We start from the raw sequence: 25,441 nt of genomic DNA on the forward strand, positions 1-25,441 counted from the left end.
CAGAAGTGAAACCTCTTCGCGCTGATGGTAGTGTGGGGTTACCCATGTGAGAGTAAGTCATCGCCAGCTCATTATTCGAAACACCTTCAACTAACGTTGAGGGTGTTTTTTTTATGGAGGAATAAAGTGAAGGAGATAATAGTAAAAATAAGATATTTAAAACAATAAATCATGTGAAAAATAAAATAACTAGCAAATTATAAGAAGTGTATTCAAGTCTATTTGGTCGAGTTTATCTACAACTTTAGTCTAAGTTTTTGAGAAAAGTATTCAGAGTTAAGTTTTTGCTGTAGACAAAAAATGAATAATGATTCATTTTATATACAAAAGTGAATAATCATTCATTTTTTATAAAATAAAAATCTCACAATTGGAGGTGAGGGAAAAATGACAGCAACAACAATGAATGTGAATGCTGTAGTGGATCAAGCAAAGTTTAAACCTTTTCATTTAAAAATTGTACTTTGGTGCGTATTTGTCGTTATTTTTGACGGTTATGATTTGGCGATTAACGGTGTGGCTTTACCACTACTGATGCAAGAATGGAATATGACCGCTGTGCAAGCAGGCATGCTTGCCAGTACTGCCTTGGCGGGTATGATGTTTGGTGCCATGCTATTTGGTATGTTGGCAGACAAAATTGGCCGTAAAAATGTCATTCTGATCTGTGTGACTTTATTTAGTGGCTTTACCTTTTGGGGAGGCTTTGCTTCTACCCCAACAGAATTTGGTATTTTACGCTTTATTGCAGGCTTAGGGATTGGTGGTGTGCTGCCAAACTTGGTTGCCTTGACTTCTGAATATGCACCGCAAAAAATGCGTAGTACTTTAGTTACCACTATGTTTAGTGGTTATGCAGTAGGTGGTATTTTAGCTGCTTTACTAGGTGCATGGTTAACCCCAAGTTTTGGTTGGGAAATCATGTTCTATATTGCAGGACTGCCTTTATTGGCATTGCCTTTATTGTGGTTTTTCTTACCAGAGTCATTAACATTTTTGGTGAAAAAGCAACAACATGAGCGTGCACGTCATATCGTTCAGCAGATCAGTCCGCAAGAAAATATCAGCAGTCAAACACAGTTTGTCTTAAATGAAGTTCAAACGCCAGATGCATCTATTGCAGCCTTATTTAAAAATGGCCGCAGTATGAGTACTTTGTTGTTCTGGTGCTGCTTCTTTATGTGTTTGTTGATGGTATATGCTTTAGGCAGTTGGTTACCAAAACTGATGATGGCAGCGGGTTACTCGTTAGGTAACAGCTTAATGTTCCTGATGGCAATGAATATTGGTGCTGTAATTGGTACTATTGGTGGTGGTATTTTAGCAGACCGTTTCCATCTAAAGCCTGTGATTATTGGCATGTTCTTGCTAGGTGCTTTCTCGCTAGTCGGATTAGGCTTTAACTCACCACAGCCTGTAATTTACCTATTGGTTGCAATGGCAGGTGCTTCGGCGATTGGTAGTAGTATTTTGCTGTATAGCTTTGTTGCGCAGTATTATCCACTGACCATTCGCTCTACAGGGATTGGCTGTGCTTCGGCTGTTGGTCGTGTTGGTGCGATTGTAGGACCAATTATTATTGGCATTCTTTTAGGCATGGATTTGCCGCATAAAATGAACTTCTTGGCGGTCGCAATTCCAGCAGTCATTGGTGCGATTGCTGTGGCATTGATTCGTTTACAAAGTACATCACAGGTAGTGACTGAGCCAAGTGTGGTTAAAAAAGCCAGTCGATCTTATAGTTAATGACGCATGAATGTCACTGAACATTAAAATTAAGGAGCATTGCTCCTTAATTTTTTGCTTTTAATATCTGAAATTTAAAATTTTTCCTACATTTGGCCTAAATAAGGTTTGGTATTTATGGACTATCATGTCATGTGATAAGAATACAATAAACAATACAGGTGCTAAAAATGCGAAACATATATCAAAGCAGCAGTTTATGTGCATCGTTGTTATTACTGTGTTTTACGACAGGATGTAGTGCACAGATAGATACTGAGCAGCACAATAAGGCGGTTGCTGCAGCATCTAACTCTCCGCAAAGCTTACAAAGCTATCAAGTACACGCTATTGCAGATTTTAATGAACCATGGGCGTTCGTAGAATTACCCAACGGCCAGTTATTAATTACAGAGAAAGCAGGAAAATTAAAACTTTTTAATCCCAAAACCCGCCAAATTTTAGATGTTCAAGCTGTGCCTCGAGTGGCCTATGGTGGTCAGGGTGGTTTGGGGGATGTCGTATTAGACCCCAATTTTCAGCAGAATCAGTTTATTTATTTAAGCTATGCTGAATCAGGCATGGGTGGCTACGGTGCTGTCGTGATTCGAGCCAAGCTTTTATTGGATGTAAAATCTGCCCCAAAATTAACTCAAATTCAGCGAATCTGGCAGCAAACGCCTAAAGTATCTGGGCAGGGGCATTATGCACACCGTATGCAATTCGGTGCTGATGGTAAGTTATGGATTAGCTCTGGTGAGCGGCAAAAGTTTGAACCTGCTCAAGATTTAAAAGGTAATTTAGGTAAAATTTTGCGCTTAAATGCAGATGGCACATCACCCAATGACAATCCATTTCAGCAACATGGAGAGATTGCTAAGCAAGTCTGGAGTTTAGGGCATCGCAACCCTTTAGGTATGGCGTTTGATGCTAAAGGACAGCTATGGGTTGCAGAAATGGGTCCTAAGGGCGGTGATGAGCTGAATGTGATTGTAAAAGGTCAGAACTACGGTTATCCCTTGGTGTCAAATGGTGATCATTATAATGGCTTGCCTATTCCAGACCATGCTACACGGCCTGAGTTTAAAGCCCCAGTGTTGGATTGGACCCCAGTAATTTCACCTTCAAGTTTGATTTTTTATACGGGCGATGTGTTTCCACAATGGAAAAATAAAGCATTGTTAGGCGGCTTGTCGTCTCAAGCAATCATTGTGGTTGATACACAAACAAAGCCTGCGCAGGAAATACAACGTTTACCAATGGGACAACGAATTCGTGGGTTGTTACAAGCCAAAGATGGCAATATTTGGGTAATAGAAGATGGAAAATCTGCCAGATTACTAAAATTAACAGCCAAATAAGCCCAAAAATCAAATTTGGGATAGAAAAAAGCCCCAACTTCATGTCGGGGCTTTTTCAGATTTATTACTCGGTATTACTCCTGTTATACCTTTCAGCGTCCTGCCGTTATATTGATTTATTATTGTTATTCTTGCTTTTAGAAACTTCCTGTTTCTGTATGAATTAAATATAAAATTAAAACTGTGATTTGCCTAGCGTCAATTTTCTGCAGTTATTGTAAGCTAAAACGTACAACGGTATATTCGTAAAATGAAGATCAATAAAGAGGGTTATTAAAATTTAAGTGATTGATTATATTTAATAATTATCTTATTTAATAGACTTTTATCATCAATCCTTTTAAGACCATAATTCAATACTCCCTCATCCTCGCTTTCTCCCCAAGGCGAAGAGATTTTCAATACTAATTTTATTGATCATTTATGATTTATGAAAGCGTGTTAATAAAAATACCCCAAGTAAAAAAATCATTCACTTGGGGTGTATTTTGCAAGGATGGGTTTAAATTGAGCTCAGTTACATCAACTTAATGCCTTGTTGTCCTGCTGGAGTCACTCTAAAAATTTCGACTTCAAAGGTAATATTTTTACCTGCTAAAGGATGGTTAAAGTCTACTTCTGTCACATCATCGTTTACAGATTTAACCACGCCATACAGACTTTGTTTGGCTTTATCTTCAAATTCAATCATGTGCCCTTCAATTGGGCGCTGTTCAAATTTAACTGTATCAAATGTTTGGACATTTTCAGGGTTCCACGGGCCAAAAGCTTCTTCAGGTGGAAGGCTCACGGTACGACGGTCACCTGCACGTAAGCCAAACAATGACTTTTCAAAACCTGGTAACAGGCTACCATCGCCCATCACCAAGCTAACAGGTTCAGCACGGCTACGGGTGTTGTCAATTTCTACCCCATCTTCAATGGCCACTGAAAAGTGCAACTCGACTTTTGAGCCATCTTCAATACGGGTTTCGTCATTTGGGTTAATTAGTTCAGTCATGTTGCGCCTGCGCACGTTCAATTCGGTGTTTTTCTAGGAAAAACGTATCAATTAACAACAGAATGGTGCCAAGGGTGATAGCACTGTCTGCAATATTAAAGGCAGGGAAGTGGCTGTTGTTGTAATACACGTGAATAAAATCGACCACGTAACCGAGGCTAACCCGATCAATTAAATTCCCAATCGCACCGCCTAAAATTAAGGCAATTGCCAAAGGCAGTACGATGATGTTTTTTGGCATACGCATCAGCCAAAATACAAAAATTACAGACACTAAACCTGCTAGTGAGGTAAAGAAATAGCGCTGCCATCCACCTGCATCAGACAAGAAACTAAAGGCAGCACCATAGTTATGCAATAACGTCCAATTCAAAAAGGGCAATACAGGTACAGGGTCTGCATAGTTGAGATGCGAGACTGCAATCCATTTGGTCCATTGGTCGAGAATAATCGCGACAATGGACAAGCCAATCCACCATAAATTGTGCGGATAAAACTGGAATAAGCCCTTTTTGTGTTGTGGATTAGGCATATTTTCTCTCTTCGCCTTGACCTGTTGGAAGGTTGATAATACAACGTGAGCATAAGCCTGGATGTGCAGAATGTGTATTCACATCTGGCAAAACGTGCCAGCAACGTACACATTTTTCACCATCTGCCGCAGAGACTTTCACATTTAAACCTTCAAGGTCTGAAGCTTCGCCTTGTGCTGCATCAAAGCCATTCACAATCACTTGAGAGGTAATGAGGACAAAACGCAGCTCATCGCCCAGTTTATCCATGACGGCTTTTAGTTCATCACTAGCCCAAAGTTCAACTTTTGCAGACAGATTCGAGCCGACTGTTTTAGCCGTACGTGCAGCTTCAATGAATTTGTTCACCGCAGATTTTACGGCAATCAGAGTTTGCCATTCGGCTTCTGCCAACATGTTTGCTTCAGAAGCTACAGGAATTTCGTACCATTCTGCTGTGAACACATATTTTTCTGATTGCTCAGGAATTAGCGGCCATGCTTCTTGTGCGGTAAAGCTTAAGATAGGTGCCATCCAGCGCACGAAAGCCTGAACCAAGTGATACAAAGCGGTTTGTGCAGAATGACGTGCTTGAGAATCGGCTTTGGTGGTGTACTGACGGTCTTTAATGATGTCGAGGTAGAAGCCACCTAAATCGTTAATACAGAAGTTAGTCAGCGCACTGGTTACGATATGGAAGTTCATATCTTCATAGGCTTGCTGAATGGTTTTCTGTACTTCTGCGGCACGTTGTAGGATGTATTGATCTAAAGCAATCAATTGATCTACAGGAAGCGCATCTGTTGACGGTTTAAAGCCATTCAAGTTGGCCAACAAGAAACGCAAGGTATTACGGATACGACGATAACCATCTGATGCGCGGCTAAAGATTTCCTTACCTGCAGTCATTTCATAGCGGTAATCTGCAGATGCGATCCAGAAACGTAAGCCGTCTGCACCCATGTCTTTAATGATGTCTTGTGGGGTGATGATATTGCCCAATGACTTCGACATTTTGCGGCCTTTTTCATCGACCACGAAACCGTGTGTTAACAAGCCTTTGTATGGTGCACGTTCATTGATGGCAATTGAGGTCAGCAATGAAGACTGGAACCAGCCACGGTGTTGGTCTGAACCTTCAAGGTAAAGATCGGCAGGGTCTTGTAGTTCTTCACGCTCACGTAGTACAGCGTAGTGGGTTGTCCCTGAGTCGAACCATACGTCTAATGTATCGCGCACTGCATTGTAGTGCTCGGCATCATCACCAATGAAGTCTTTGGCTTCACGGTTGTACCAACCATCAATCCCTTCTTGCTCGATCAGTTTTGCAACGTCTTCGATCAATTCAGGTGTGCGAGGGTGTAATTCGTTGGTGTCTTTGTGTACGAAGAATGGAATTGGCACACCCCAAGTACGCTGACGTGAAATACACCAGTCTGGACGGCCTTCAATCATGGCTTGAATACGGTTTTTACCCCAATCTGGCACGAAGCTGATCTCATTTTCGATCGCATTCAATGCACCTTGACGTAAACCTTGGTTATCCATGCTGATAAACCATTGTGGTGTGGCACGGAAAATAATTGGGGTTTTATGACGCCAGCAGTGTGGGTAGCTGTGCTTGATTGGGTGATGAGCCCAAAGCTTATTGCTTTCTGCCAAAGCCGCAATAATTTGCGGGTTGGCTTTGTAAATGTGCTCGCCTGCAAAAATTGGTGCAGTTGGTAAATAAACACCATTGCCACCAACCGGGTTATCGACTTTCAGGTTGTATTGTAAACCGACTTTATAGTCGTCCACACCGTGTCCAGGTGCGGTATGTACTGCACCAGTACCGCTAGCAGCAGTAACGTGTTCACCTAAAATGACAGGTACTTGACGCTCTTGAATCAGTGGGTGTTGCAAGATCAGGTTTTCAAGTTTGTCACCAGTAAAGTCTGCCAACACTTCATAGCTGCTAAAGCCATAGCGTTCAGTTGCAGACTGTACTAATTCTTTGGCCAAAATAAAGTTTTGTGCTGCTTTTTCGTCGCTACGTGCTTTTACCAATTGATATTCAATTTCGGCATGCAAGGCAACAGCTTGGTTGGCAGGCAATGTCCACGGTGTTGTGGTCCAAATCACGATATCTGTTGCATCGGTAATTTGAACGCCCAAACGTGCAGATAAATCGGCTAAATCAACAACAGCAAAACCGACGTCAATCGCATCGGATTTTTTATCTTCATATTCAACTTCGGCTTCTGCCAGTGCAGAACCACAATCTAGACACCAATTCACAGGTTTTAGACCAGGTTCAATATGGCCTGCTTTGGCAATTGCACCCAATGAACGCACGATGTCGGCTTCTTGCTTGAAATTCATGGTGAGGTAAGGGTTATCCCAATCACCAAATACGCCCATACGCACAAAGTCTTTTTTCTGTAATTCAACTTGGGTGTAAGCATATTCACGGCAGGCTTTACGGAAAGTTGAGGCATCAACTTTAACGCCAACTTTACCGACTTTTTCTTCTACTTTGAGCTCAATTGGTAGACCGTGGCAGTCCCAGCCTGGAACATAAGGGGCATCATAGCCATCCATGACACGGCTTTTAATGATGATGTCTTTGAGGACTTTGTTGACCGCATGACCTAAGTGGATTTGACCATTGGCGTATGGAGGGCCATCGTGAAGCACATATTTTTTCTTGCCAATACGCGATGCACGAATCTGCTGATAAATGTTGTCGGCATACCACTCTTCTAACCATTTCGCTTCACGTACTGCCAGATTTGCTTTCATTGCAAATTCAGTACCTGGGAGGTTCAGCGTGGCTTTATAATCCACTGCATTTTCAGGAGTTTGCTTATCGCTCATGCAAGTTGTCTTCCAGTTGAATCAGCCCATGGACTGACGCGTTTTACATTAAATATTCAGGGTAAAATTAAAAAGGGAAATCGGGATGATCTTGTCGAAATTCAAGAAGTTTTTCAACATCATCATCAATTCCCGCTTTGAGTGCTTCAAGCGAAGGGTAGTTTTTTTCGCCATGTAAATAGTTTAAAAACGTGACCCGCATTAACAAGCCATACAGATTAGCAGAAACATTGGGGAAATGTACTTCTAATCGCCATTCGGGATGTTCTTGCTTGATGGCAGGACGTGTTCCGACATGCCCTGCACCAAATAAACTGTTTGGGCTGTAGCCTGCAACACCTACTTTGCTAGGATGTGCATTGCTAACTGTGTTGGTTAAGGAGGTGGTTTCGCAGACCACTTCAACGCCATAAATACCGTTCAAACAAGGACGATGACGGTTTAAACGTACGTTAATGGTGGGGAAATCCAGGGTACGACCAATTTGATCGCCATATTGTACGCGCCCCGTAATACTATAAGGACGTCCGAGCAGTTGGGCAGCGAGAGCCAAGTCGCCTGCTTGTAGGGTTTGGCGAATACGTGTGGAGCTGACCCGTTCACCCGATAAATTTACGGTGCTTAAATTGGTAACTTGAAAACCAAAGTCACGTAAAAAATCACTGTTGCCTTGACGGTTTTTGCCAAAATGAAAATCATCACCCAAAACCAAATGTGTGGCATTTAAACTATTTTTTAAAAGGTGGGCAAAGGCTTCGGCACTTAAACTGCGGAAGTGATTGTCAAACTTGGCCACTGCAATATAGTCGATGCCCAATTCGGTCAGATATTCAACTTTTTCCCGCAAAGAACTGATACGTGGCGGGGCATCATAACCTTTAAAAAATTCCAGTGGTTGCGGTTCAAATAGCATCACCACGGTTTTTAGTTGTTGTGCGGCAGCCACTGCTTTGAGTTGTTGAATCATCGCCTGATGACCGACATGCACGCCATCAAAATTGCCAATGGTCACGGCAGTTTGAGCTAAGTCAGTTGTAGAAGATAAAGCATTCAGGCGGAGCAGCTGCATGGTCGAATGAAGGTTGAAAATTTGTAAGAGCTATATATTGCCATATTCTCGCGCTTTCGTCTTGTTGTTGTGTTTTTAACCTGAAAAATTATCGAAAAATCAGGCAAAATCCGACAATTAAATCTGTAAATCACAATGGGGTTTGCACCGCATTCAAATTTCTTTTCTAATGGAGCAGTTTTAATGAACTGCACGAGTAGATGGCTATGAATTCTGATTTTGCTTTAATTATGGCATTGCCCAGTGAGTCTAAAGGCTTGTTTGAGCAAGCAGGGATTCAGGTGCATTACAGCGGCATTGGTAAAGTGAATGCTGCATTTAAAGCCTTTGAAGTGATTCAGAAAACAGGCTGTAAAACCTTGCTCAATTTAGGCACTGCGGGCAGCTCCCATTTTGATGCGCATGCTTTGGTGGAGGTGAGTCAGTTTGTGCAGCGGGATATGGATGTTTCACCGTTGGGTTTTCAGGTGGGGGTGACGCCTATGGATCAGGAGCATCCTGCAGAAATTCATCTGGAACGCTATTTTGAGCATTTACCTAACGGAATTTGCGGTACAGGCGATAGTTTTGAAACGGGGACGCCGAAAGTGCCGTGTCAGCTGGTCGATATGGAAGGCTATGCGATTGCCAAAGTCTGTAAAAAACTAGGTGTGCGCATGTTGTCGGTCAAATATATTACCGATGGTGCCAATGATACGGCGCATTTGGACTGGGAAGAAAACTTGTTGCTAGGCGCACAAAAATTATTATCGTTATATCAAAGTATTAAGTAATGCAGTTGCCCAAAACGCCACGACCCGAGTAAAAACTAGGGTCGTGAGCTAAATTCGGATATTTGTTCAGGTTGGCGCGATTATTCTTGCGCTTCCTGTACAGGTTCAGCCGTGATAACAGCGGCTTCTGTAGCGTTGATTTCGTCCTGACGAGGCACAATACCGTACAGCATCATGTGAACCGTGTGTTGTAAAACACGTTGTAGCATACTGCGGTTACGCAAGGTTTTACCTGTGACCATTTCCATTTGCGTGGCAAAGTCAGCATAGTTTTGGGTAATGGCCCAAATATTCAAAATGAGCAGTTCAGGGTCAATCTGTTTAGACAGTTTGCCTTGCTCTTGCCACATGGTAATGACCTTGGCTTTACGTTTTACCAGTTTTTTCAGAGGACCTTTTATAATTTCCTGAATATGTGGCGCACCTTGAATCACTTCTAAAGCAAATAGACGTGATGCTTTCGGTTGAGTACGGGAAACCTCAATTTTCTGTAACAGATAATTGGTAATCGCTTCTTCTGGCTCAAGTTCGGCTTCAAGCATTTGTAAAGGCGCAAGCCATTTTTGCAGTACTGTGGTCAGTACTTCAACATAGAGCGCCTCTTTATTTTCATAATAATAGAAAATATTCGACTTATGCATTTCTGCAATTTGTGCGATTTCATCCAAACTTGCACCGCTAAACCCGTATAAGGAAAATACGTCGAGTGCAGCATTGAGAAGCTGATGGCGTTTTTGTGTACTCTTTTTTTGTTCCATTCGTAATTTTAAAACAATGAAAAAAGGGAATTATTAATTGTACGGCAAATCGTCAGTCTTGTGCATCATTAAAAGATGTATTTTTAAAATATTTATAATTTATTCTGTAGCTTAGCTATGCAATCAGCCAAAAAACCAATTAGGGTGGGGGAGTATATTTGCTTGTGTATTTTTTGACTGAATGATTAGCGTTTGTTGATTTTATTTGTAAATGGTAAAAGTGAAGTTTTACGGTGCTTAAGCTTGGGTTTATTTAAAAAAATTAAAGAATGAATCGAGTGCCTTAATCAAGAGGAATGGATTAGCATTTGCATTGCCCTAACAATGGGAGAGTCGAGCCCATTGTTAGCGTCAAGATTATTCAGTTGCCAATACTGCACTTAAGACCTGTTGTTCTAATGCAGCAAATTGCACACTTTTTTGACGTGGTCGAGCCAGTGGCACCTGAAACTGTTGGGCAATACGTCCCTGATCGAGCAAAATAATCCGATCAGCCAGTTGTACGGCTTCACTGACATCATGCGTGACTAAAATGGCAGTGAAACCTTGTTCGAGCCAAAGTTGCTCAATCAGGTTCTGCATTTCTAAACGTGTCAGGGCATCTAATGCGCCTAAGGGTTCATCAAGCAATAAAATACGTGGTCGATGTGACAGAGCACGTGCCAAAGCGACACGTTGTCGTTGTCCTCCAGAAAGTTGGCTTGGCCATAAATCGGCCTTCGCTTGTAGACCGACCTTTTCAAGTAAGTTGGCGGCTTCTGCATGCTGAGTGTTGGCCAAACCTAGTTGTACGTTCTGTTGGATATTACGCCAAGGCAATAGGCGAGGGTCTTGGAACATGACCCGTATATCATCGGATGTAATGCCTTCCCGAATATGTCGTGCTGACTTAAATTGAATGGAACCGTAGCTGGCTTGTTCAAGATCGGCAATCAGACGCAGCAGGGTACTTTTACCACAGCCACTGCGTCCAACAATTGCCAGAAACTCACCAGGCTGAATATGTAAATTTAAGTCGGTTAAAACCTGTACTGAACCATAAAACTTGTGCAGTTGTTCAATGAGAATTTCTGCACCCATTGCATTGTTGTGCTGCGCAGTTGGAGATTGGTGAGGGAAGTCTGTGCTGTGTACATGACGTCCCAAGCTTAGATCTGTCATGGAGATAATCCTTATTTTTGATAGGCTGAATGCCAGCGTAGTAAATATTTTTCTAACAGTACTGCGAACACATCGGCCAGTTTACCCAGCAAGGCGTAAAGTAAAATGCCCACCAGTACAATATCGGTTTGTAGGAATTCGCGTGCATTCATGGTCATATAGCCAATGCCTGCCTGAGCAGAAATTGTTTCTGCCACAATTAACAGCACCCACACCAAACCAAGCGAAAAACGTAAACCGACTAAAATAGACGGCATCGCCCCGGGTAAAATAATGTCTTTATACAATTGCCAGCGGGTGAGCCCATAACTTTTACCCATTTCCAGCAACTGTGAATCTACAGAACGAATTCCGTGGTAGGTGTTGATATAGACTGGAAAAAATACCCCCCACAGCAACTAAAAATAATTTGGCTGTTTCATCAATTCCAAACCATAAAATTACCAATGGAATCAGTGCCAGTGCTGGAATGTTGCGAATCATTTGTAAGGTGGTGTCAAGCAGCGTCGAGGCTGTTTTAGATGAGCCGTTGAGTAAGCCTAACAGCAGCCCTAATCCACCACCAATCAGCAAGCCCAGCAGGGCACGCCCTGCACTGACTTGAACGTGTTGCGCCAATTCGCCACTGCTAAGTAATGTCCAAAAAGCACTGAGTACAGCACTTGGTGCAGGTAAAATGCGGCTTTGTAAAAGGCCAGTGCTTGAGGCCAGTTGCCACAAGGTAATTAAAGCGATGGGGAACAACCATGGCAGTAGTTGTTGTCCAATCAATGTTCCACGTGAAACCTTTTGCGCTTTGCCTAAACTTGAGGGTATTTGCTGACTCATTCGACTTGCTCCAGTTTACGCTGTGCAGATGCATGGGCAGCAGGTACATATTGATTTGCTACAATTTCACCAAAAGGGCCAGTTAAATTAGGTTGAGCCAATTTCTTTTGGGTTTCCAGTGGCAACAGTGGGAAAACCAACTCGGCAAAGCGAATAGACTCTTCCAAATGCGGATAACCAGAAAAAATAAAGGTACTGATGCCCAAGTCTGCATATTCCTGAATGCGAGCTGCCACCGTTTCAGGGTCACCCACCAAGGCCGTCCCTGCTCCACCACGGACCAAACCAACACCTGCCCAAAGGTTTGGTGATACTTCTAGCTGGCTACGATTCCCTTGATGCAATGCCGCCATGCGACGTTGTCCAACCGAGTCCATGGCTTGGAACTTAGCCTGTGCTGCGGCAATGGTGGCATCATCTACATATTGAATCAGGTCTTCTGCTGCTTGCCATGCTTCGGCATTGGTTTCACGAACAATCACATGCAAGCGAATGCCGTAATTTAAACTGCGTCCTTTAGCAGCCGCTTTAGCTTTTAATAGCTCAAGTTTTTCTTTGACTGCAGCAGGTGGTTCACCCCAGGTTAAATAGGTATCCACCTGTTCACTGGCCAGCTCAATGGCTGCTTCAGAGGAACCACCAAACCATAGTGGCGGATGTGGATGCTGCACAGGTGGATATAACAATTTTGCATCATCAACCTGTAAGCGTTTGCCATGAAAACTGAAGGACTCACCTGTATGTGAGCGACTTAAAATTTCACGCCAAATATGGGTGTATTCTGCCGCTGTTTGATAACGGGTGCTGTGATCTTCATAGAGTCCATCACCTTTGAGTTCTTGTTCATCGCCACCTGTGACCAAATTCAGTAAAAGGCGACCATGTGAGAGTCGATCAAAGGTTGCAGTCATGCGTGCCGCCAACGCAGGTGTGGTAATACCCGGACGTAATGCCACCAAAAATTTGAGCTTTTGTGTGGCGTCAATCAGACTGGCTGCAGTAATCCACGGATCTTCACAAGAACGGCCTGTAGGAATTAAAACCCCTTCATAACCCAAATGTTCAACAGTCAGTGCGATTTGTTTCATATAGGCATGATCGACTTGGCGAGCGCCCTTGTTAGTACCTAAATAACGACTGTCACCGTGAGTAGGAATAAACCAAAAAATTTTCATCTTAATATCCTTGTTGTGTATGTTTAAGGTGTAATGCTGTGGTGGTCTTTCCAAACCACACTTTGAATTTGGATAGACTGTGGAATCAGTTGGTCTTGCTGAAAGCTGTTGGCAATGCGTTGTTGAGATTGAATCACCTGTGCATTCAGCGGGTAAATTGGAGAGGGTTTTAAGCGTTGCTGAAATACGGGTGTGGCAATATGTGGTGCTAAACCTGTACTTCGGGTGTAAATAGACAAAGCCTGATCTTGATGCTGAAGAATCCATTGATCTGCAGCATTCAAGCTTGCTAAAACCTTGCTGACTGCTTGAGGGTGCTGTTGTATAAATTTCGGATTGCCAATATAGAAGGCATAACTTTTTGGGAATGCTGTGCCATCAATCAAGACCTGTGCTTGCGCATCGAGCTTGGCAGCACTTAAAAATGGATCCCAAATGACCCAAGCATCAATGCTGTTTTTATCAAATGCTGCACGAGCTTCTGCAGGCGCAAGCCAAATAGGTTGAATATCTTTCCAGTTTAGCTGGGCTTGCTTTAATATTTTGCCCAATAATTCATGTGCACTAGAGCCTTTTTGCACGGCAATGCGTTTGCCTTTTAAATCTTGCAAAGATTGAATCAGACTGCCCGATGGAACAACCAAGGCCTGTGAATTTGGGGTCACCACTTCATAACCGACATAGCGAATATCTTTGCCTGCAGCTTGGGCGAAAATTGGTGGGGTATTGCCCACGTAGCCAAAATCGACAGCACCCACCGCCAAGGCTTCTAACATTTGTGGGCCAGCAGGAAATTCTTTCCAGTCAACTTTGACATTGGGCAGCTGCTGCTCAAATAACTTTTGCTGACGAGCAACCAGTAAATTTAAAGCAGACTTTTGGTAACCAATGCTCAGATGTTGTAGAGGGGCAGCCGAACTTTTTGCTGAATCAGCATTGGCTGAAATTTTTTCACAGCCTGTGAAGCCTAGACTGAACAGACCTAAACTAAATAATGTGAATGTTTGTAGCGCTTTCATTTAACTGTCCTGATTTTTTGTTTTATGGCGATGTGCTTGTTGTGGGTTTTAAAATTGCAGCTTGAATGTCAATTTTTTGTGGAATTAACTTTTGTTGATAGAAAGCATCTGCAACTTGCTGTTGTTGTTGAACTACTTGCGCAGAAATGTTTTGCACGCCAAAACCCATGCGGGCAATAGAACGGCTCAAAATATCGACCGATAAACCCGTCGGTTTTTCTAAGAGTTGTGCAGCCTGTTGTGGATGTTGTTGAATCCACTGTGTGGTGGTATTCAGTTGCTGCACCACTGTGTTTAACAATTCAGGATGAGCTTCGGCAAATTGACGATCTGCCAAATAAAACTGATGATTGCTCACCAAGTTTTGTCCTGTGGCCAGAACACGTGCACCGAGCTGTTGTTCTGCCGCAGCAAAGAACGGATCCCAAATGACCCACGCATCGACAGCACCACGCTCAAATGCAGCGCGGGCATCGGCAGGGGGTAAATACACCTCATGAATATCTTCAAGTTTGAGCTGATGCGCTTGCAAAACTTTTAACAGCAGATAATGCACATTGGAGCCTTTATTCAGTGCAATACGTTTGCCTTTTAAATCTTGGACAGACTGAAGGTTTGAATTTTTGGGTGCTATTAATGCTTCAGCCAAAGGTGCAGCAGGCTGATTGGCCACGTACACCAAGTTAGCTTGTGCTGCCTGAGCAAAAATAGGCGGTGCTTCCCCCGCTTCTCCAAAAACCACACTGCCGACATTTAAGCCTTCTAAGAGCTGAGGGCCTGCAGGAAACTCCACCCAATTAATTTTGACATTCTGATTTTTAAGGGCGTTTTCTAGTACGGCACGTTCTTTGACAATTGGCAAAATACCGTATTTTTGATAGCCAATATTTAAGGTGATTTGATTGGCTGCTTGGTTTGGAGTACAGCCTGAGAGCAGCATGATTCCGACCCAAGCCGTAGATGTAAGAATCGTTTTTTTCAAAAAAGATGTCGAAATTGGGTACATGCAAATGTGCTCCTGAAATTAAACCCCCAAAGGGTGTAGCGGGCTGGATGACACATACGCTAAACAGGTTTGTTTTTTGAAAAAAATAATAAATCGGAAATTTCTAAGCAGAAATTGAGATAAATAAAAAAGTGCAAACCTTATGTTTAAAACTGCACAAATTGCAGGGGGGGATCGTTAGCAGCATTTATTTTTAAGTTTATGATTTTTATTATTTATTTTTATTATTGAAGTTGAGAGATAAATATAGTGAATTTACAGCTAAGGCTTTGTTTTCAAAATAGAAGTATTTTTTTTGCACTGGTTGCATAAGCTTATGCAAAATTGAGCTATATCGCCTACAGGCAAAAAGTCACTTTATAGTGACTTTTTGCAGACAATGGAGTTGCGTTGATAGTTATATAAGGCCTGACGGGCATCGGGCAGTTCATCGACACTGGCAGGGGAAAAGCCTTGTTCTAAAAACCAGTGTGCGGTGCGGGTAGTCAAAATAAACAACTGCTGAATACCCATGGCTTTGGCTTTATCTTCTAAATAATCCAGAATTTGGCGGCCACGATTCGATTTACGATACGCAGGATGCACGGCTACGCAGGCAATTTCAGCAGACCTTAATTCATTGCCTGTGGTAGGAATAGGGTATAGGGCAGCACAGGCTAGAATCATGCCATCTCGCTCAATCACTGCAAACTGCCCAATTTCATTTTCCAGACGTTCACGTGAGCGATAGACTAATACACCTTCTTCTTCTAAAGGGCGTAATAGTCGAATCAGACCGCCCACATCTTGAATATTGGCTGTACGCACTTCTTCATAATGCGCATCACTGACCATGGTGCCTGAACCATCGCGGGTAAATAGCTCTTCTAATAATGCACCATCATAAGCATAAGAAATCAGGTGCACACGATGCACGCCGTTGAGCGAAGCCTCTTGTGCTGCATTTAAGTGCAGTGCCAATTCAGGATGATGCTGTTGCGCAGCTTGAATATATTGATTTAAGTGTTGCGGGTGAATTTCACGTTGCAATTGCCCTTCGGTATTCAGTAATCCGTGCTGTTCACCTAAGAAAATGAGCTTATCGGCTTTTAAATGAATGGCAGTTTTGGTGGCGACTTCTTCTGCCAAGAGATTAAACACCTCACCTGTGCTGGAATAGCCTGTAGGCCCTAACAACACAATATTGTGGTTTTCCAAATGGCGCTGAATGGCATCAGTATCGACACTGCGGACTTCACCTGTGAGTTGGTAATCGACCCCATCACGAATGCCATACGGTTTAGCGGTAATGAAGTTGCCTGACACCACATCGATACGTGCGCCATACATGGGTGAGTTGGCCAGCCCCATCGACAATAAGGCTTCAATTTGCAGACGAATTGAACCCACCGCATTCATCACACAGGATAAAGATTCACGTGTGGTGACACGACGTTGTAAATGAAAAGGGGTGTCAATTTGGCTGAATTTCAGATTTTGATTAATTTGTGGACGCGCGCCGTGGACCAAAATCAGACGAATTCCCAGCGAATGCAGCAGGGCAATATCGTGAATAATATGCTGAAAATTTTCATGCAGCACCGCTTCGCCATCGAACATGATCACGAAAGTTTTATTACGATGGGCATTGATGTAAGGCGCAGAATGTCGAAACCAATGCACATATTGTAAGGTTGTGCTGTGTGGGTTTTCTGCTGAAGTCATGCGCTGGCCTATTTCAATGATCGAGTGCTGTCTTTGATTCTAATCAAAAAAATCTGTAGCGGAAGTCTAAATATAAAAAAACACCTGAATGGTGATTCAGGTGTTGGGAATATGCGAACTCATCGTTGAGGTCGAAATATGCTTTTAGCCAATAATGCGAATGATACGATGCGTGCGTTCATTAATCAGGACATAGTCACCATTGATTTTGTACCATTGTTGGTAACGACCTGTATTGGGTAAACGACGTGCTTCACGGTCACTGACTTTATTGCGTGAAATTTCATAGCCACGTGGGAAGTTTTGACCTACACGCCAGTCACGGCTTGGATTCACACGTTTCTGATTATAACGTTTTTGCTCCCATTGCGTATGCTGACGTTGATTGTCCCAGTGGTTGCTGTGATGTTTATAAGTAGCACTGGCTTGATGGCGACGGTCATCATAACGGTGGTCTGGTGCAGCCATTGCAGAAGTTGTCAGGATGGCCGTTACAGACAGGGCAAGAATGCTGAGCGCTTTTTTCATGAGTGTTTACCTTCGGTTTCTTTTGAATATTGAGTTGATGCATTCAAATTAATGCAGAACTCAAGAGAAACGATGGTGGATAGTTGGCTGAATTGTGAATTTGATGGAGAAAACTAGGAGAATGGATGTACCGCTTTGCAAGATGAGAAACCAAGATGTGCTTGGTTATCTATTCTTTTGAAGGGATTACCGTGGAAAGTAAAGAATCTATAAAAAGCCCAGATATATACTTGGGCTTTATGATTTTTCTAAGATATTGAATAATATGGGGTAAATTGAAATTGCGTATAAGCTGATTATGTTAATTTAGCTTTAAGCATGAGGGTGTAAATAATTCTGTGTAAATACAGTTTTAAAAATACTTGCGCTTGGGCATAAGCGTCTAGCTGTAGGAATCACCCTCTTTTAAGGGGGGAGGATGTCAAGAACCTGCAATACGCAAGATATGATGGTTTTCCAAATCGACTAAAATATAGTCCTGATTAATTTTATACCATTGTTGTTTGCGTTCAGGTCTAGGCAGGTCGTGATCTTGATAATCGACCTTATAGCCATTGCCACGATAGTGCTGCGGCATGACATAGCCCGTTTGCCACTTATGTTGCTGCAAGCGTTTTACACCACGTTCTTCACGCATACGACGCTTGTCTTGTACGCGCTCTTCCATATTGGCACGAAATTCACGTTTATTTTGTGCCTGATAACGCGGGTGTTCCGCATGATCCCGATCAAATTGAGGAGCAGCAGTCGCTAAATTACTGCCAAGTAAAGCACTGAAAGACATTGCCAGAACTGTCAAAATCTTTTTCATGTAAACCCCTCATTTCTCATCTCTATTTCACAGTTCATACTTTAGCCATTAAATGCAGAGAAACTGTGAAGAAAGCACATGAATTTTTTAAATAAAGCCTGATGCTACAGTATAGAGTCTATTCTATTATGTGACAAAAAAAGCATTTTGAATGTATGTGCGTGCAGAAAATAGAGAGGAAGGGGTTGGGGTATTTTATTTTAGATCGAGCATGACCATAGCAGCGAGCTGCTATGGGATACATCAGTTCCACTGATCTGCCAAACCTTGTAAAGACTGCACTGCGCTCGCTACACATTCGGCTTTTTCTTTGTCATCTAAGGCAACAATCAAATGTTGGCTCAGTTGTAAAGTTTCAATACTTTGAATCACGGCTGTTTTTCGTTTCATATCCGTCATCGCAATCTACCTCAATACTGTTGAAGATGGATTTAGAATAGAGGATTTATATTAATTTGAAAAACAGTTTAATTTCATTATTTCAACCCAATAAAACGATTAATGTCTTGACTCTGAGTTTGGTAGCTTCACTGGCTTTTAGTAAGCGTAGTTTAAGTCGGTATAGTCGGTGAGTGATTTTTGAATATGTGCATTAATAAATTCACGCACATCTTCAGTTGTCATTGGTGCACCTTGTTTGGTAATCACGTGTTCAATTTCAGGTTGCCCTTCAATTTTAATACGATAGACAAAGTTTTTGACCACGTGATAGCGATCATCCAACTTTTCAATGCCAGTGACATAGTGGTAAGCATGTTCAAAATTGAGATCGGTATGTGAAAACACAAACTGATCAAACAATTTGATTTTTTGGCTGTTGTCGAGCGCTTGAATATCATCCACGATGCTGGCTTCAAACTTCATGCCGTATTTTTCAGAAATAGGCTGACCATCAATCAGTAAAGACACCATGCCATCTTCTAGCGGGGTTACGGTGATGTTATTTAATTCAGTCATGTTGTTCTCTGCAGCGTAAGAGTGGGATAGAAAGGCAGAAGCGTAGCGAGTGAATTCTGTTTATGCAAGATGGATACAGACAATTACTGCGGTGGCCTTTAGTGCTTATTTTACACAAGATGAAGGTCTGAAAACTGGCAGTATGCTACGTAACCTGCATAAAAAAGAAAGCTGATCTGAATTTGCTGCAGTATTGGCAACATGAAGGCTAAGTCATGTGTGGGATAGATATGTATTTCATATATCTATCCTGTGTGGGTGGGTTGTGATCAAGCTGTGCTATGTGTAGTGGTTATTAAGCCACTTGTGTTTGGGTTATAGCGTACAGTGATTTGGCTGCCTCCCATTGCAAAACTGGAACTGCACGGGTAATGGCCAAATTGATTCGCTCATTAAGTAATTCACTTTGTACGGCGTATTCAGGGCTAAAATCTCGGTCTGTGGCATAGACACCAATAGGCAAGGTTTGTGCTTGGAAAAAACTGAACAAAGGGCGCAATTGATGTTCTAACACCAGTGCATGTCGCTCGCTGCCACCAGACGCAGCCAATAATACTGGCACATCAATCAGTGCATTTTGTTCAACAAAGTCAAAGAAATGTTTAAATAAACCTGTAAATGACGCCCGATAGACAGGTGTTCCTACAATCAGTGCATCTGCATTTTCTACAGCAGCTAAATCGTCTTGTACTTGCTGAGGCAATTGATTGCGGTAAATTGCACCGCCTAAAAGTGGCGCAATTTCACTAAATTTAATGAAATGTACCTGAATCGGGATGGCTTTGGCCAAACGCTCTATCAGGGTCTGTAACAGCGCTTCTGTTTTAGAAGGTGCATTGAGCCCCCCTGAAATGGCAACAATATTGAGCGGTTTTTGCTGAGAATATGACATGTGTTGAACAACCTAAAAATAAATTAATTTGGAATGTTGCTATTAATCATGATTGGGCTGTGCACTGTAAAATAAGCAAAAGCTGTAAAGTTATCTCATTTCTAGATATGCACTATAGGCATAGATTGGGGCTAAAAACCAAAGCATAAGTTATTAAAATTTATATTTATATTTTATTTAAATAAGGTTTTTCGTTTATAGATGGCGTATATATAAAAAAGTGATGCGTATTCAAGTAATTTAAAAAAGCTGAAAATGACGATTTTTTGCACAAACGTAGTATTAAAAAGCGGGATGCAGACGCACAGGATTAATCCTGTGCATCAATACTTTGACCGTTCATGTGTAAGCTGTCATCGCCCATTAAATATAAATAGGCAGGCATGATTGCATCGGGTGTTGGTAAGGTTTTCGGATCTTCATTTGGATAGGCTTTGGCACGCATGGCTGTACGGGTCGCACCTGGATTAATGCAGTTGTAGCGAATATTCGGGTGAACTTGCTCTTTGGCAAATAATTGGCTGACTGCTTCAATCGCAATTTTAGAAACTGAATAAGCCCCCCAGCGTTCACGTGCTTCACGGCCAACCCCTGAACTGGCAAATACCACCGAGGCATGTTCTGATTTTGCCAAGAGCGGCAATAATTCCTGAGTCAAGACAAAAGGTGCACGTAAATTTACCGCCATGACATCGTCCCAGACATCTGCAGGGTAATTGGCCAACTCGGTGCGTTCACCTAAAATGCCTGCGTTGTGCAAAATACCGTCTAAACGTCCGAATTGTTTCTCTAGGGTATCGACCAGTAACTCATAGTCACGTGGCGATGCGCTAGATAGTTGCAGCGGTAAAATAGCAGGTTGTGGTGCACCTAAACTTTCAATTTCATCATAAATGACTTCAAGTTTATTGAGAGTACGACCATGCAGTACCACGGTGGCCCCATGCAGGGCATAACTGAGTGCAGCGGCACGTCCAATACCATCTCCCGCACCGGTAATGAGGATAATGCGATCTTTTAACAGATCGGGGCGAGGTTGATATTCTGAATATTTCATGGTCATCCCTCCTATATTGATTTTTTATTGGTCATGTTTTAGGTGATATTCGTACTTTGACAGGTGTAATAGAACCAACTCAGGCATTGGCATTCAGGCTGTTTACTGATGTTGCGGCTTGCAGCACCAATTTATCTAAAACCGTATGTAATTCAGCGACTGAATCCACTATACAATCTGCTTGCCACGCTGTTAAGTCATCTTTGTGTTGCAACGGTAAATAACCGTAAGCGGCCAAAATGGTGTACATATTGGCATTGCGGCCTGCATCAATATCACGTGGATGGTCGCCCACATAAATACAATCTTCAGGGGCAATTTCAATCTGTTTTGCTGCCAAATACATGGGTTCTGGGTCAGGTTTGGTGTGGCTGACATCTTCAGGGCAGACCAAAACCGCACAGCGGTCAGTTAAATTCAGTGCCTTGAGTAAGGCTTCACTGAGCCAGCGCGGTTTATTGGTAACAATACCCCACGGAGTTTGACGCTGTTCCAAAGCTTCGAGCAGTGGATACATGCCCTCGAACAGATCAGTTTCTACCGCAATATCTGCGCCGTACAGGTCTAAAAAGCGTTGTCGATGCGCAAGAAATACAGGGTCATCTACCTCAAGTTCTGGATAGACCAGTTTTACCATTGCCCGTGCACCTTCAGACACCTGTGTACGAATGGCATCTGCTGCCACAATCTCACAGCCTTTGTCACGGCACATGTCTTGAATGATGCGAATAAAATCAGCAGCGGTATCAATTAAGGTGCCATCGAGGTCGAATAAAACGGCTTTCATTCTGTTGCCTCATTGACCGTGTAAACCATGTAGTTCACATCAACATTAGGTGCCAACCAATAGCGTTTAGTTAGTGGGTTGTAGTGTAAACCCGTCATATCTTTGAGTTTTAAACCCGCTTGGCGAATATCATGTGCCAATTCAGATGGTTTAATAAATTTATGATAATCGTGCGTACCTTTGGCCAGCATACGAAGCACGTATTCTGCACCAATAATGGCAAATAAGTATGATTTTGGATTGCGGTTAATGGTAGAGAAAAATACATGACCACCTGGTTTGACCAGTTTTTGGCAGGCTTGAATAATTGAGGCAGGGTCGGGTACGTGCTCTAACATTTCCATGCAGGTCACGACATCGTACTGGCCAGCTTGTTGTTCTGCCAGTTGCTCAACTGGAATTTGGCGATACTCAATATTATTTACGCCTTCTTGCTCAGCATGGATACGCGCCACATTTAAAGGTGCTTCGCCCATATCAATGCCGAGTACATTGGCACCACGTCGTGCCATGCTTTCTGCCAAAATCCCGCCGCCACAACCGACATCCAGTACTTTTTTGCCTGCTAAACCGCCTGCATGCTCATCAATCCAGTTCAGGCGCAGTGGGTTAATCATGTGCAGGGGACGGAACTCGGAATGCTGATCCCACCATATGGCTGCAAATGCTTCAAATTTGGCAATTTCTTGTGGATCAACATTCAGTTGCGACATGGGTGTCACCTCAATTTAATCGTGATGATGGTAAAAATATGTATAAACCCTAGTGTAGCGTTAATTCTAAAAAAAGCGATAAAAGCTGTAAAAAAGTTCACAGAAGGAAAACGAAATCGGCATATTTGATTTATAGTGTTGCCATAAACTAAACAGAATGATTTAGAGGACTATAAACGCAATGAAAAAATTCCTTTTAGGTAGTTTGGCAACGGCCATCTTTGCTATTTCTGGTAGTGCAATGGCTGCAAATTTTGTTGCAGGTAAAGATTACAGCGTTGTTGCTAACCCAGGGAAAGTGGATGTCCCAGGTAAAATTGAAGTACGTGAATTCTTTTGGTACGGCTGTGGCCACTGCTTTACCCTAGAGCCATATATGCAGACTTGGTTACGCAAATTGCCTAAAGATGTGAATTTTGTGCGTACCCCAGCTGCCATGAACCCTGTATGGGAAATGAATGCGCGTGGCTATTATGTGTCTGAAGCATTGGGCGTACGTAAGAAAACTCACTTGCCATTGTTCCATGCTATTCATGACAAAGGTCAGCAAATTTTTGACCAACAGTCTCAAGCCAAATTTTTTGTAAAATATGGCGTGCCTGAAGCGAAATTTAACAGCATGTTTAACTCGTTTGCGATCACTTCTAAAATTTCACAAGCTAAGCAATTGGCGCGTCAGTATCAATTGACGGGTGTACCTGCCGTGGTTGTCAATGGTAAATACATCGTGCAGGGCGATAACGGCAAAGTGATTCAGGTGGTGAATTACTTGGTCGATCAAGAGCGTAAAGCCAAGAAATAAAACTACGATGCTGTGGTGAAATCACCTTGTGCCTAAAACAGCAATGATTGAAAGATCATTGCGGTTTTTTATGGCTAAAGTGTTTAGCAGATAACTTTAAATAGGCTGCGGACGCTGCCAGTGGCAAATACCACGAAATAGCAAATGGACTTGGGTAATGCTTTGTTGTATGAAGTGTTGCTGTTGTTGCTGCAATTTTTCTGCTTCAAATTGCTGTCCCAAACTGATCCAGTTCATTGCCCAGTTTAAAGACAAATTAATTAAAATATTGGCCAGGACGTGTAAGTCTTCGGCATGTTGAAAATGCTGCACACTTTCTACCCGTTGCAAATCATTGGCTAAATCTTCAATTAAAAAATCAATTTCACGGGCAATGGCTTGGCGTAAAACGGCAGAACCGCCCCAGCGTTCGGCAATTAAAAAAATCCATTGGTGTGGGCGTTGATCGACTGATTTAAAAAACAGGGTCAGTGCCGTTTCTGTCTGTGCATCGGGTTGGTACAAATAGCCTTGCCCCAATTGATGCAAAATCCCTTTAATGTGTAGGGCAACTTGATCGACCAAATCGAGTGCTAAAGCATCCATATCTTGAAAATGCCGATAAAACGCGGTGGGCACGAGCCCAATCTGTCGTGAAATTTCCCTTAAGCTGATGCTGCTAAAGGCACGTCCAGAAGCACTCAGTTGTAGTACCGCATCAATAATGGCCTGACGACTTTGTTGTTTTCGTTCTTCTCGAATCGACATTTTATTTCCTGATTCTGCCAGTGCCGCGCAGTCTAACAAAAACCTGAATTGCAGGATAATACTAAAAGATGAATGAAGCGATGTTGCGGTTATTGTGGCAGAAGTAAGCGAAACTGCACAGGGAACAGCCTAGAAAAGCGACCTTCGCTGTGGCATCTGTTATACTTGCGGGCAATTGATTTGAGCCAAAAATAAGGACCCATTATGCGTATTGACCAACGAGCCTTAGACCAATTACGTGAGGTAAAAATTACCCGTAACTATACTCGCTATGCTGAAGGTTCAGTTTTGGTTGAGTTCGGTCATACCAAAGTTTTGTGTACGGCCAGTATTGATAACTCTGTACCTCGTTTTTTAAAAGGTCAGGGGCAGGGCTGGGTGACAGCAGAATATGGCATGTTGCCACGTTCAACGCATACCCGTAGTGACCGTGAAGCAGCACGTGGCAAACAAAGCGGGCGTACACAGGAAATTCAGCGTTTGATTGGTCGCAGTTTACGTGCCATGGTCGATTTAAAAAAACTGGGTGAAAATACCATTACCATTGACTGTGATGTGATTCAGGCAGATGGCGGTACCCGTACTGCAGCCATTACAGGCGCGGCAGTGGCATTAATTGATGCCATGAATGTATTGCTAGAAAAGAAAAAAATTAAGCATGACCCATTAAAAGGTTTGGTAGCTGCAATTTCTGTAGGCATGTACCAAGATGAGGTATTACTGGATTTATGCTATGAAGAAGATTCAAACTGCCAGACCGATTTAAACGTAGTCATGACCCAAGCAGGTGAATTTATTGAAATTCAGGGTACTGCAGAAGACAAGCCGTTTACTCGCGTGCAGTGCAATGCCATGTTGGAAATGGCAGAAAAAGGTATTCAGGAATTGGTGAAAAAACAGCAACAGGCTTTAGGCTGGTAAACCAAGTTTTCTAAGATTGTACCGCTGTTCAAAACGCATCTTCGGATGCGTTTTTTTATGGATGCGCTTGAATCATGTCAGGAGGGCTGAATCAAAACTATACAATACCGATGCACGGATTCTTTTAAGATGATCGAAAATGTTTAAAACAGGAAGATGCCCATGAAATTACTGATTATTTTGATGTCTGCAATGATGTTGCTACTGACTGCATGTGATTCACGTTCAGAACGTGAAAATGAAGACAATCGTAGCGTACTCGGTCAAGCTTCTGAC

The 25,441-nt window shown here is 42.6% G+C and carries 23 protein-coding genes and 2 pseudogenes; 5 read left to right on the forward strand and 20 right to left on the reverse strand.

Features of this window, described 5'->3' with window-relative positions:
• The first annotated feature begins 387 nt into the window (after positions 1-387).
• Both HHA41_RS02865 and HHA41_RS02870 read left to right on the forward strand, forming a co-directional pair.
• On the forward strand, positions 388-1,746 hold the full coding sequence (locus HHA41_RS02865) for an MFS transporter (RefSeq protein WP_168419360.1): 1,359 nt from the start codon (positions 388-390) through the stop codon (positions 1,744-1,746).
• A gap of 170 nt (positions 1,747-1,916) precedes the next feature.
• Complete coding sequence (locus HHA41_RS02870) at positions 1,917-3,086, forward strand: PQQ-dependent sugar dehydrogenase (protein ID WP_168460442.1); 1,170 nt, start codon at positions 1,917-1,919, stop codon at positions 3,084-3,086.
• 517 nt (positions 3,087-3,603) lie between these two features.
• Here HHA41_RS02870 and HHA41_RS02875 read toward each other — a convergent pair.
• The 4 genes from HHA41_RS02875 to ribF all read right to left on the reverse strand — a co-directional run bounded on the left by HHA41_RS02875 (position 3,604) and on the right by ribF (position 8,526).
• The gene (locus tag HHA41_RS02875; RefSeq protein ID WP_168419358.1) at positions 3,604-4,086 is read right to left on the reverse strand and encodes a peptidylprolyl isomerase; all 483 of its coding nucleotides are present in this window, start codon (positions 4,084-4,086) and stop codon (positions 3,604-3,606) included.
• A complete protein-coding gene (gene lspA / locus HHA41_RS02880; RefSeq protein ID WP_168419357.1) occupies positions 4,079-4,618 on the reverse strand; it encodes a signal peptidase II in 540 nt (179 codons plus the stop codon). The genes HHA41_RS02875 and lspA overlap by 8 nt, the downstream gene beginning before the upstream one ends.
• Complete coding sequence (ileS, locus tag HHA41_RS02885; RefSeq protein WP_168460444.1) at positions 4,611-7,457, reverse strand: isoleucine--tRNA ligase; 2,847 nt, start codon at positions 7,455-7,457, stop codon at positions 4,611-4,613. Before ileS ends, lspA begins: the two co-directional genes overlap by 8 nt.
• Before the next feature lie 67 nt (positions 7,458-7,524).
• The gene (ribF, locus tag HHA41_RS02890) at positions 7,525-8,526 is read right to left on the reverse strand and encodes a riboflavin biosynthesis protein RibF (RefSeq protein ID WP_168460446.1); all 1,002 of its coding nucleotides are present in this window, start codon (positions 8,524-8,526) and stop codon (positions 7,525-7,527) included.
• Between the two features lie 206 nt (positions 8,527-8,732).
• On the opposite strand from ribF, the gene HHA41_RS02895 reads away from it, so the two are divergent.
• Positions 8,733-9,299: a 5'-methylthioadenosine/S-adenosylhomocysteine nucleosidase gene (locus tag HHA41_RS02895; RefSeq protein WP_168460540.1), complete on the forward strand. Its 567-nt coding sequence runs from the start codon at positions 8,733-8,735 to the stop codon at positions 9,297-9,299.
• An 80-nt stretch (positions 9,300-9,379) separates the two neighbouring features.
• Here HHA41_RS02895 and HHA41_RS02900 read toward each other — a convergent pair whose 3' ends face one another.
• The 15 genes and pseudogenes from HHA41_RS02900 to ubiG all read right to left on the reverse strand — a co-directional run bounded on the left by HHA41_RS02900 (position 9,380) and on the right by ubiG (position 22,695).
• Positions 9,380-10,057, reverse strand: coding sequence for a TetR family transcriptional regulator C-terminal domain-containing protein (locus HHA41_RS02900; protein ID WP_168460448.1), 678 nt, complete (start codon positions 10,055-10,057; stop codon positions 9,380-9,382).
• Between the two features lie 357 nt (positions 10,058-10,414).
• A complete protein-coding gene (locus HHA41_RS02905; RefSeq protein ID WP_168460450.1) occupies positions 10,415-11,218 on the reverse strand; it encodes an ABC transporter ATP-binding protein in 804 nt (267 codons plus the stop codon).
• An 11-nt stretch (positions 11,219-11,229) separates the two neighbouring features.
• Positions 11,230-12,046 (reverse strand): annotated as a pseudogene (ssuC, locus tag HHA41_RS02910) (aliphatic sulfonate ABC transporter permease SsuC).
• Complete coding sequence (gene ssuD, locus HHA41_RS02915) at positions 12,043-13,221, reverse strand: FMNH2-dependent alkanesulfonate monooxygenase (protein WP_168460452.1); 1,179 nt, start codon at positions 13,219-13,221, stop codon at positions 12,043-12,045. The pseudogene ssuC and the gene ssuD overlap by 4 nt, the downstream one beginning before the upstream one ends.
• A 23-nt stretch (positions 13,222-13,244) precedes the next feature.
• The gene (locus tag HHA41_RS02920; protein ID WP_168460454.1) at positions 13,245-14,240 is read right to left on the reverse strand and encodes an aliphatic sulfonate ABC transporter substrate-binding protein; all 996 of its coding nucleotides are present in this window, start codon (positions 14,238-14,240) and stop codon (positions 13,245-13,247) included.
• A 22-nt stretch (positions 14,241-14,262) separates the two neighbouring features.
• Positions 14,263-15,246 (reverse strand): sulfonate ABC transporter substrate-binding protein, encoded by a 984-nt coding sequence (locus tag HHA41_RS02925; protein WP_168460456.1) that lies wholly within the window; start codon positions 15,244-15,246, stop codon positions 14,263-14,265.
• 357 nt (positions 15,247-15,603) lie between these two features.
• The gene (gene argA / locus HHA41_RS02930; RefSeq protein WP_168460458.1) at positions 15,604-16,950 is read right to left on the reverse strand and encodes an amino-acid N-acetyltransferase; all 1,347 of its coding nucleotides are present in this window, start codon (positions 16,948-16,950) and stop codon (positions 15,604-15,606) included.
• Positions 16,951-17,094: 144 nt separating this feature from the next.
• The gene (locus HHA41_RS02935) at positions 17,095-17,478 is read right to left on the reverse strand and encodes an RcnB family protein (protein ID WP_131261243.1); all 384 of its coding nucleotides are present in this window, start codon (positions 17,476-17,478) and stop codon (positions 17,095-17,097) included.
• Between the two features lie 421 nt (positions 17,479-17,899).
• Positions 17,900-18,289, reverse strand: a complete 390-nt coding sequence (locus tag HHA41_RS02940; protein ID WP_168417631.1) for an RcnB family protein — start codon at positions 18,287-18,289, stop codon at positions 17,900-17,902.
• Positions 18,290-18,532: 243 nt separating this feature from the next.
• Complete coding sequence (locus tag HHA41_RS02945) at positions 18,533-18,688, reverse strand: hypothetical protein (RefSeq protein ID WP_165492522.1); 156 nt, start codon at positions 18,686-18,688, stop codon at positions 18,533-18,535.
• Positions 18,689-18,826: 138 nt separating this feature from the next.
• Positions 18,827-19,246, reverse strand: coding sequence for a hypothetical protein (locus HHA41_RS02950; RefSeq protein WP_168460459.1), 420 nt, complete (start codon positions 19,244-19,246; stop codon positions 18,827-18,829).
• Between the two features lie 343 nt (positions 19,247-19,589).
• Positions 19,590-20,138 (reverse strand): annotated as a pseudogene (gene msuE / locus HHA41_RS02955) (FMN reductase); the annotation flags it as partial.
• Positions 20,139-20,448: 310 nt separating this feature from the next.
• Positions 20,449-21,195 carry a YciK family oxidoreductase gene (locus HHA41_RS02960; protein ID WP_168417634.1) on the reverse strand — a complete coding sequence of 249 codons (747 nt, stop codon included), beginning with the start codon at positions 21,193-21,195 and terminating at the stop codon, positions 20,449-20,451.
• 79 nt (positions 21,196-21,274) lie between these two features.
• The gene (locus HHA41_RS02965; protein ID WP_168460462.1) at positions 21,275-21,982 is read right to left on the reverse strand and encodes an HAD-IA family hydrolase; all 708 of its coding nucleotides are present in this window, start codon (positions 21,980-21,982) and stop codon (positions 21,275-21,277) included.
• The gene (gene ubiG / locus HHA41_RS02970; RefSeq protein ID WP_168417636.1) at positions 21,979-22,695 is read right to left on the reverse strand and encodes a bifunctional 2-polyprenyl-6-hydroxyphenol methylase/3-demethylubiquinol 3-O-methyltransferase UbiG; all 717 of its coding nucleotides are present in this window, start codon (positions 22,693-22,695) and stop codon (positions 21,979-21,981) included. Before ubiG ends, HHA41_RS02965 begins: the two co-directional genes overlap by 4 nt.
• A 181-nt stretch (positions 22,696-22,876) precedes the next feature.
• On the opposite strand from ubiG, the gene HHA41_RS02975 reads away from it, so the two are divergent.
• On the forward strand, positions 22,877-23,497 hold the full coding sequence (locus tag HHA41_RS02975; protein WP_168460463.1) for a thiol:disulfide interchange protein DsbA/DsbL: 621 nt from the start codon (positions 22,877-22,879) through the stop codon (positions 23,495-23,497).
• Between the two features lie 96 nt (positions 23,498-23,593).
• On the opposite strand, the gene HHA41_RS02980 is transcribed toward HHA41_RS02975, so the two are convergent.
• Entirely contained in the window at positions 23,594-24,244 is a 651-nt protein-coding gene (locus HHA41_RS02980; protein WP_168417638.1) for a TetR family transcriptional regulator, read from the reverse strand.
• A gap of 204 nt (positions 24,245-24,448) precedes the next feature.
• Between HHA41_RS02980 and rph the strand changes: the two genes are divergently transcribed.
• The gene (rph, locus tag HHA41_RS02985; RefSeq protein WP_096902471.1) at positions 24,449-25,165 is read left to right on the forward strand and encodes a ribonuclease PH; all 717 of its coding nucleotides are present in this window, start codon (positions 24,449-24,451) and stop codon (positions 25,163-25,165) included.
• The last annotated feature ends 276 nt before the right edge of the window (positions 25,166-25,441 follow it).

The sequence above is a fragment of the Acinetobacter sp. A1 genome (assembly GCF_012371315.1).
Taxonomy (GTDB): Bacteria; Pseudomonadota; Gammaproteobacteria; order Pseudomonadales; family Moraxellaceae; genus Acinetobacter.

Excerpts from the sequence above, each read along its gene's own strand:
- HHA41_RS02965 (WP_168460462.1), bottom strand. The coding sequence starts at position 21,982 with ATGAAAGCCGTTTTATTCGACCTCGATGGCACCTTAATTGATACCGCT.
- HHA41_RS02940 (WP_168417631.1), bottom strand. The coding sequence starts at position 18,289 with ATGAAAAAGATTTTGACAGTTCTGGCAATGTCTTTCAGTGCTTTACTT.
- HHA41_RS02905 (WP_168460450.1), bottom strand. The coding sequence starts at position 11,218 with ATGACAGATCTAAGCTTGGGACGTCATGTACACAGCACAGACTTCCCT.
- HHA41_RS02870 (WP_168460442.1), top strand. The coding sequence starts at position 1,917 with ATGCGAAACATATATCAAAGCAGCAGTTTATGTGCATCGTTGTTATTA.
- HHA41_RS02875 (WP_168419358.1), bottom strand. The coding sequence starts at position 4,086 with ATGACTGAACTAATTAACCCAAATGACGAAACCCGTATTGAAGATGGC.
- argA (WP_168460458.1), bottom strand. The coding sequence starts at position 16,950 with ATGACTTCAGCAGAAAACCCACACAGCACAACCTTACAATATGTGCAT.
- rph (WP_096902471.1), top strand. The coding sequence starts at position 24,449 with ATGCGTATTGACCAACGAGCCTTAGACCAATTACGTGAGGTAAAAATT.
- ssuD (WP_168460452.1), bottom strand. The coding sequence starts at position 13,221 with ATGAAAATTTTTTGGTTTATTCCTACTCACGGTGACAGTCGTTATTTA.
- lspA (WP_168419357.1), bottom strand. The coding sequence starts at position 4,618 with ATGCCTAATCCACAACACAAAAAGGGCTTATTCCAGTTTTATCCGCAC.
- HHA41_RS02895 (WP_168460540.1), top strand. The coding sequence starts at position 8,733 with ATGAATTCTGATTTTGCTTTAATTATGGCATTGCCCAGTGAGTCTAAA.
- HHA41_RS02935 (WP_131261243.1), bottom strand. The coding sequence starts at position 17,478 with ATGAAAAAAGCGCTCAGCATTCTTGCCCTGTCTGTAACGGCCATCCTG.
- HHA41_RS02975 (WP_168460463.1), top strand. The coding sequence starts at position 22,877 with ATGAAAAAATTCCTTTTAGGTAGTTTGGCAACGGCCATCTTTGCTATT.
- ileS (WP_168460444.1), bottom strand. The coding sequence starts at position 7,457 with ATGAGCGATAAGCAAACTCCTGAAAATGCAGTGGATTATAAAGCCACG.
- HHA41_RS02900 (WP_168460448.1), bottom strand. The coding sequence starts at position 10,057 with ATGGAACAAAAAAAGAGTACACAAAAACGCCATCAGCTTCTCAATGCT.
- ubiG (WP_168417636.1), bottom strand. The coding sequence starts at position 22,695 with ATGTCGCAACTGAATGTTGATCCACAAGAAATTGCCAAATTTGAAGCA.
- HHA41_RS02980 (WP_168417638.1), bottom strand. The coding sequence starts at position 24,244 with ATGTCGATTCGAGAAGAACGAAAACAACAAAGTCGTCAGGCCATTATT.
- ribF (WP_168460446.1), bottom strand. The coding sequence starts at position 8,526 with ATGCAGCTGCTCCGCCTGAATGCTTTATCTTCTACAACTGACTTAGCT.
- HHA41_RS02960 (WP_168417634.1), bottom strand. The coding sequence starts at position 21,195 with ATGAAATATTCAGAATATCAACCTCGCCCCGATCTGTTAAAAGATCGC.
- HHA41_RS02950 (WP_168460459.1), bottom strand. The coding sequence starts at position 19,246 with ATGACTGAATTAAATAACATCACCGTAACCCCGCTAGAAGATGGCATG.
- HHA41_RS02920 (WP_168460454.1), bottom strand. The coding sequence starts at position 14,240 with ATGAAAGCGCTACAAACATTCACATTATTTAGTTTAGGTCTGTTCAGT.
- HHA41_RS02925 (WP_168460456.1), bottom strand. The coding sequence starts at position 15,246 with ATGTACCCAATTTCGACATCTTTTTTGAAAAAAACGATTCTTACATCT.
- HHA41_RS02865 (WP_168419360.1), top strand. The coding sequence starts at position 388 with ATGACAGCAACAACAATGAATGTGAATGCTGTAGTGGATCAAGCAAAG.
- HHA41_RS02945 (WP_165492522.1), bottom strand. The coding sequence starts at position 18,688 with ATGACGGATATGAAACGAAAAACAGCCGTGATTCAAAGTATTGAAACT.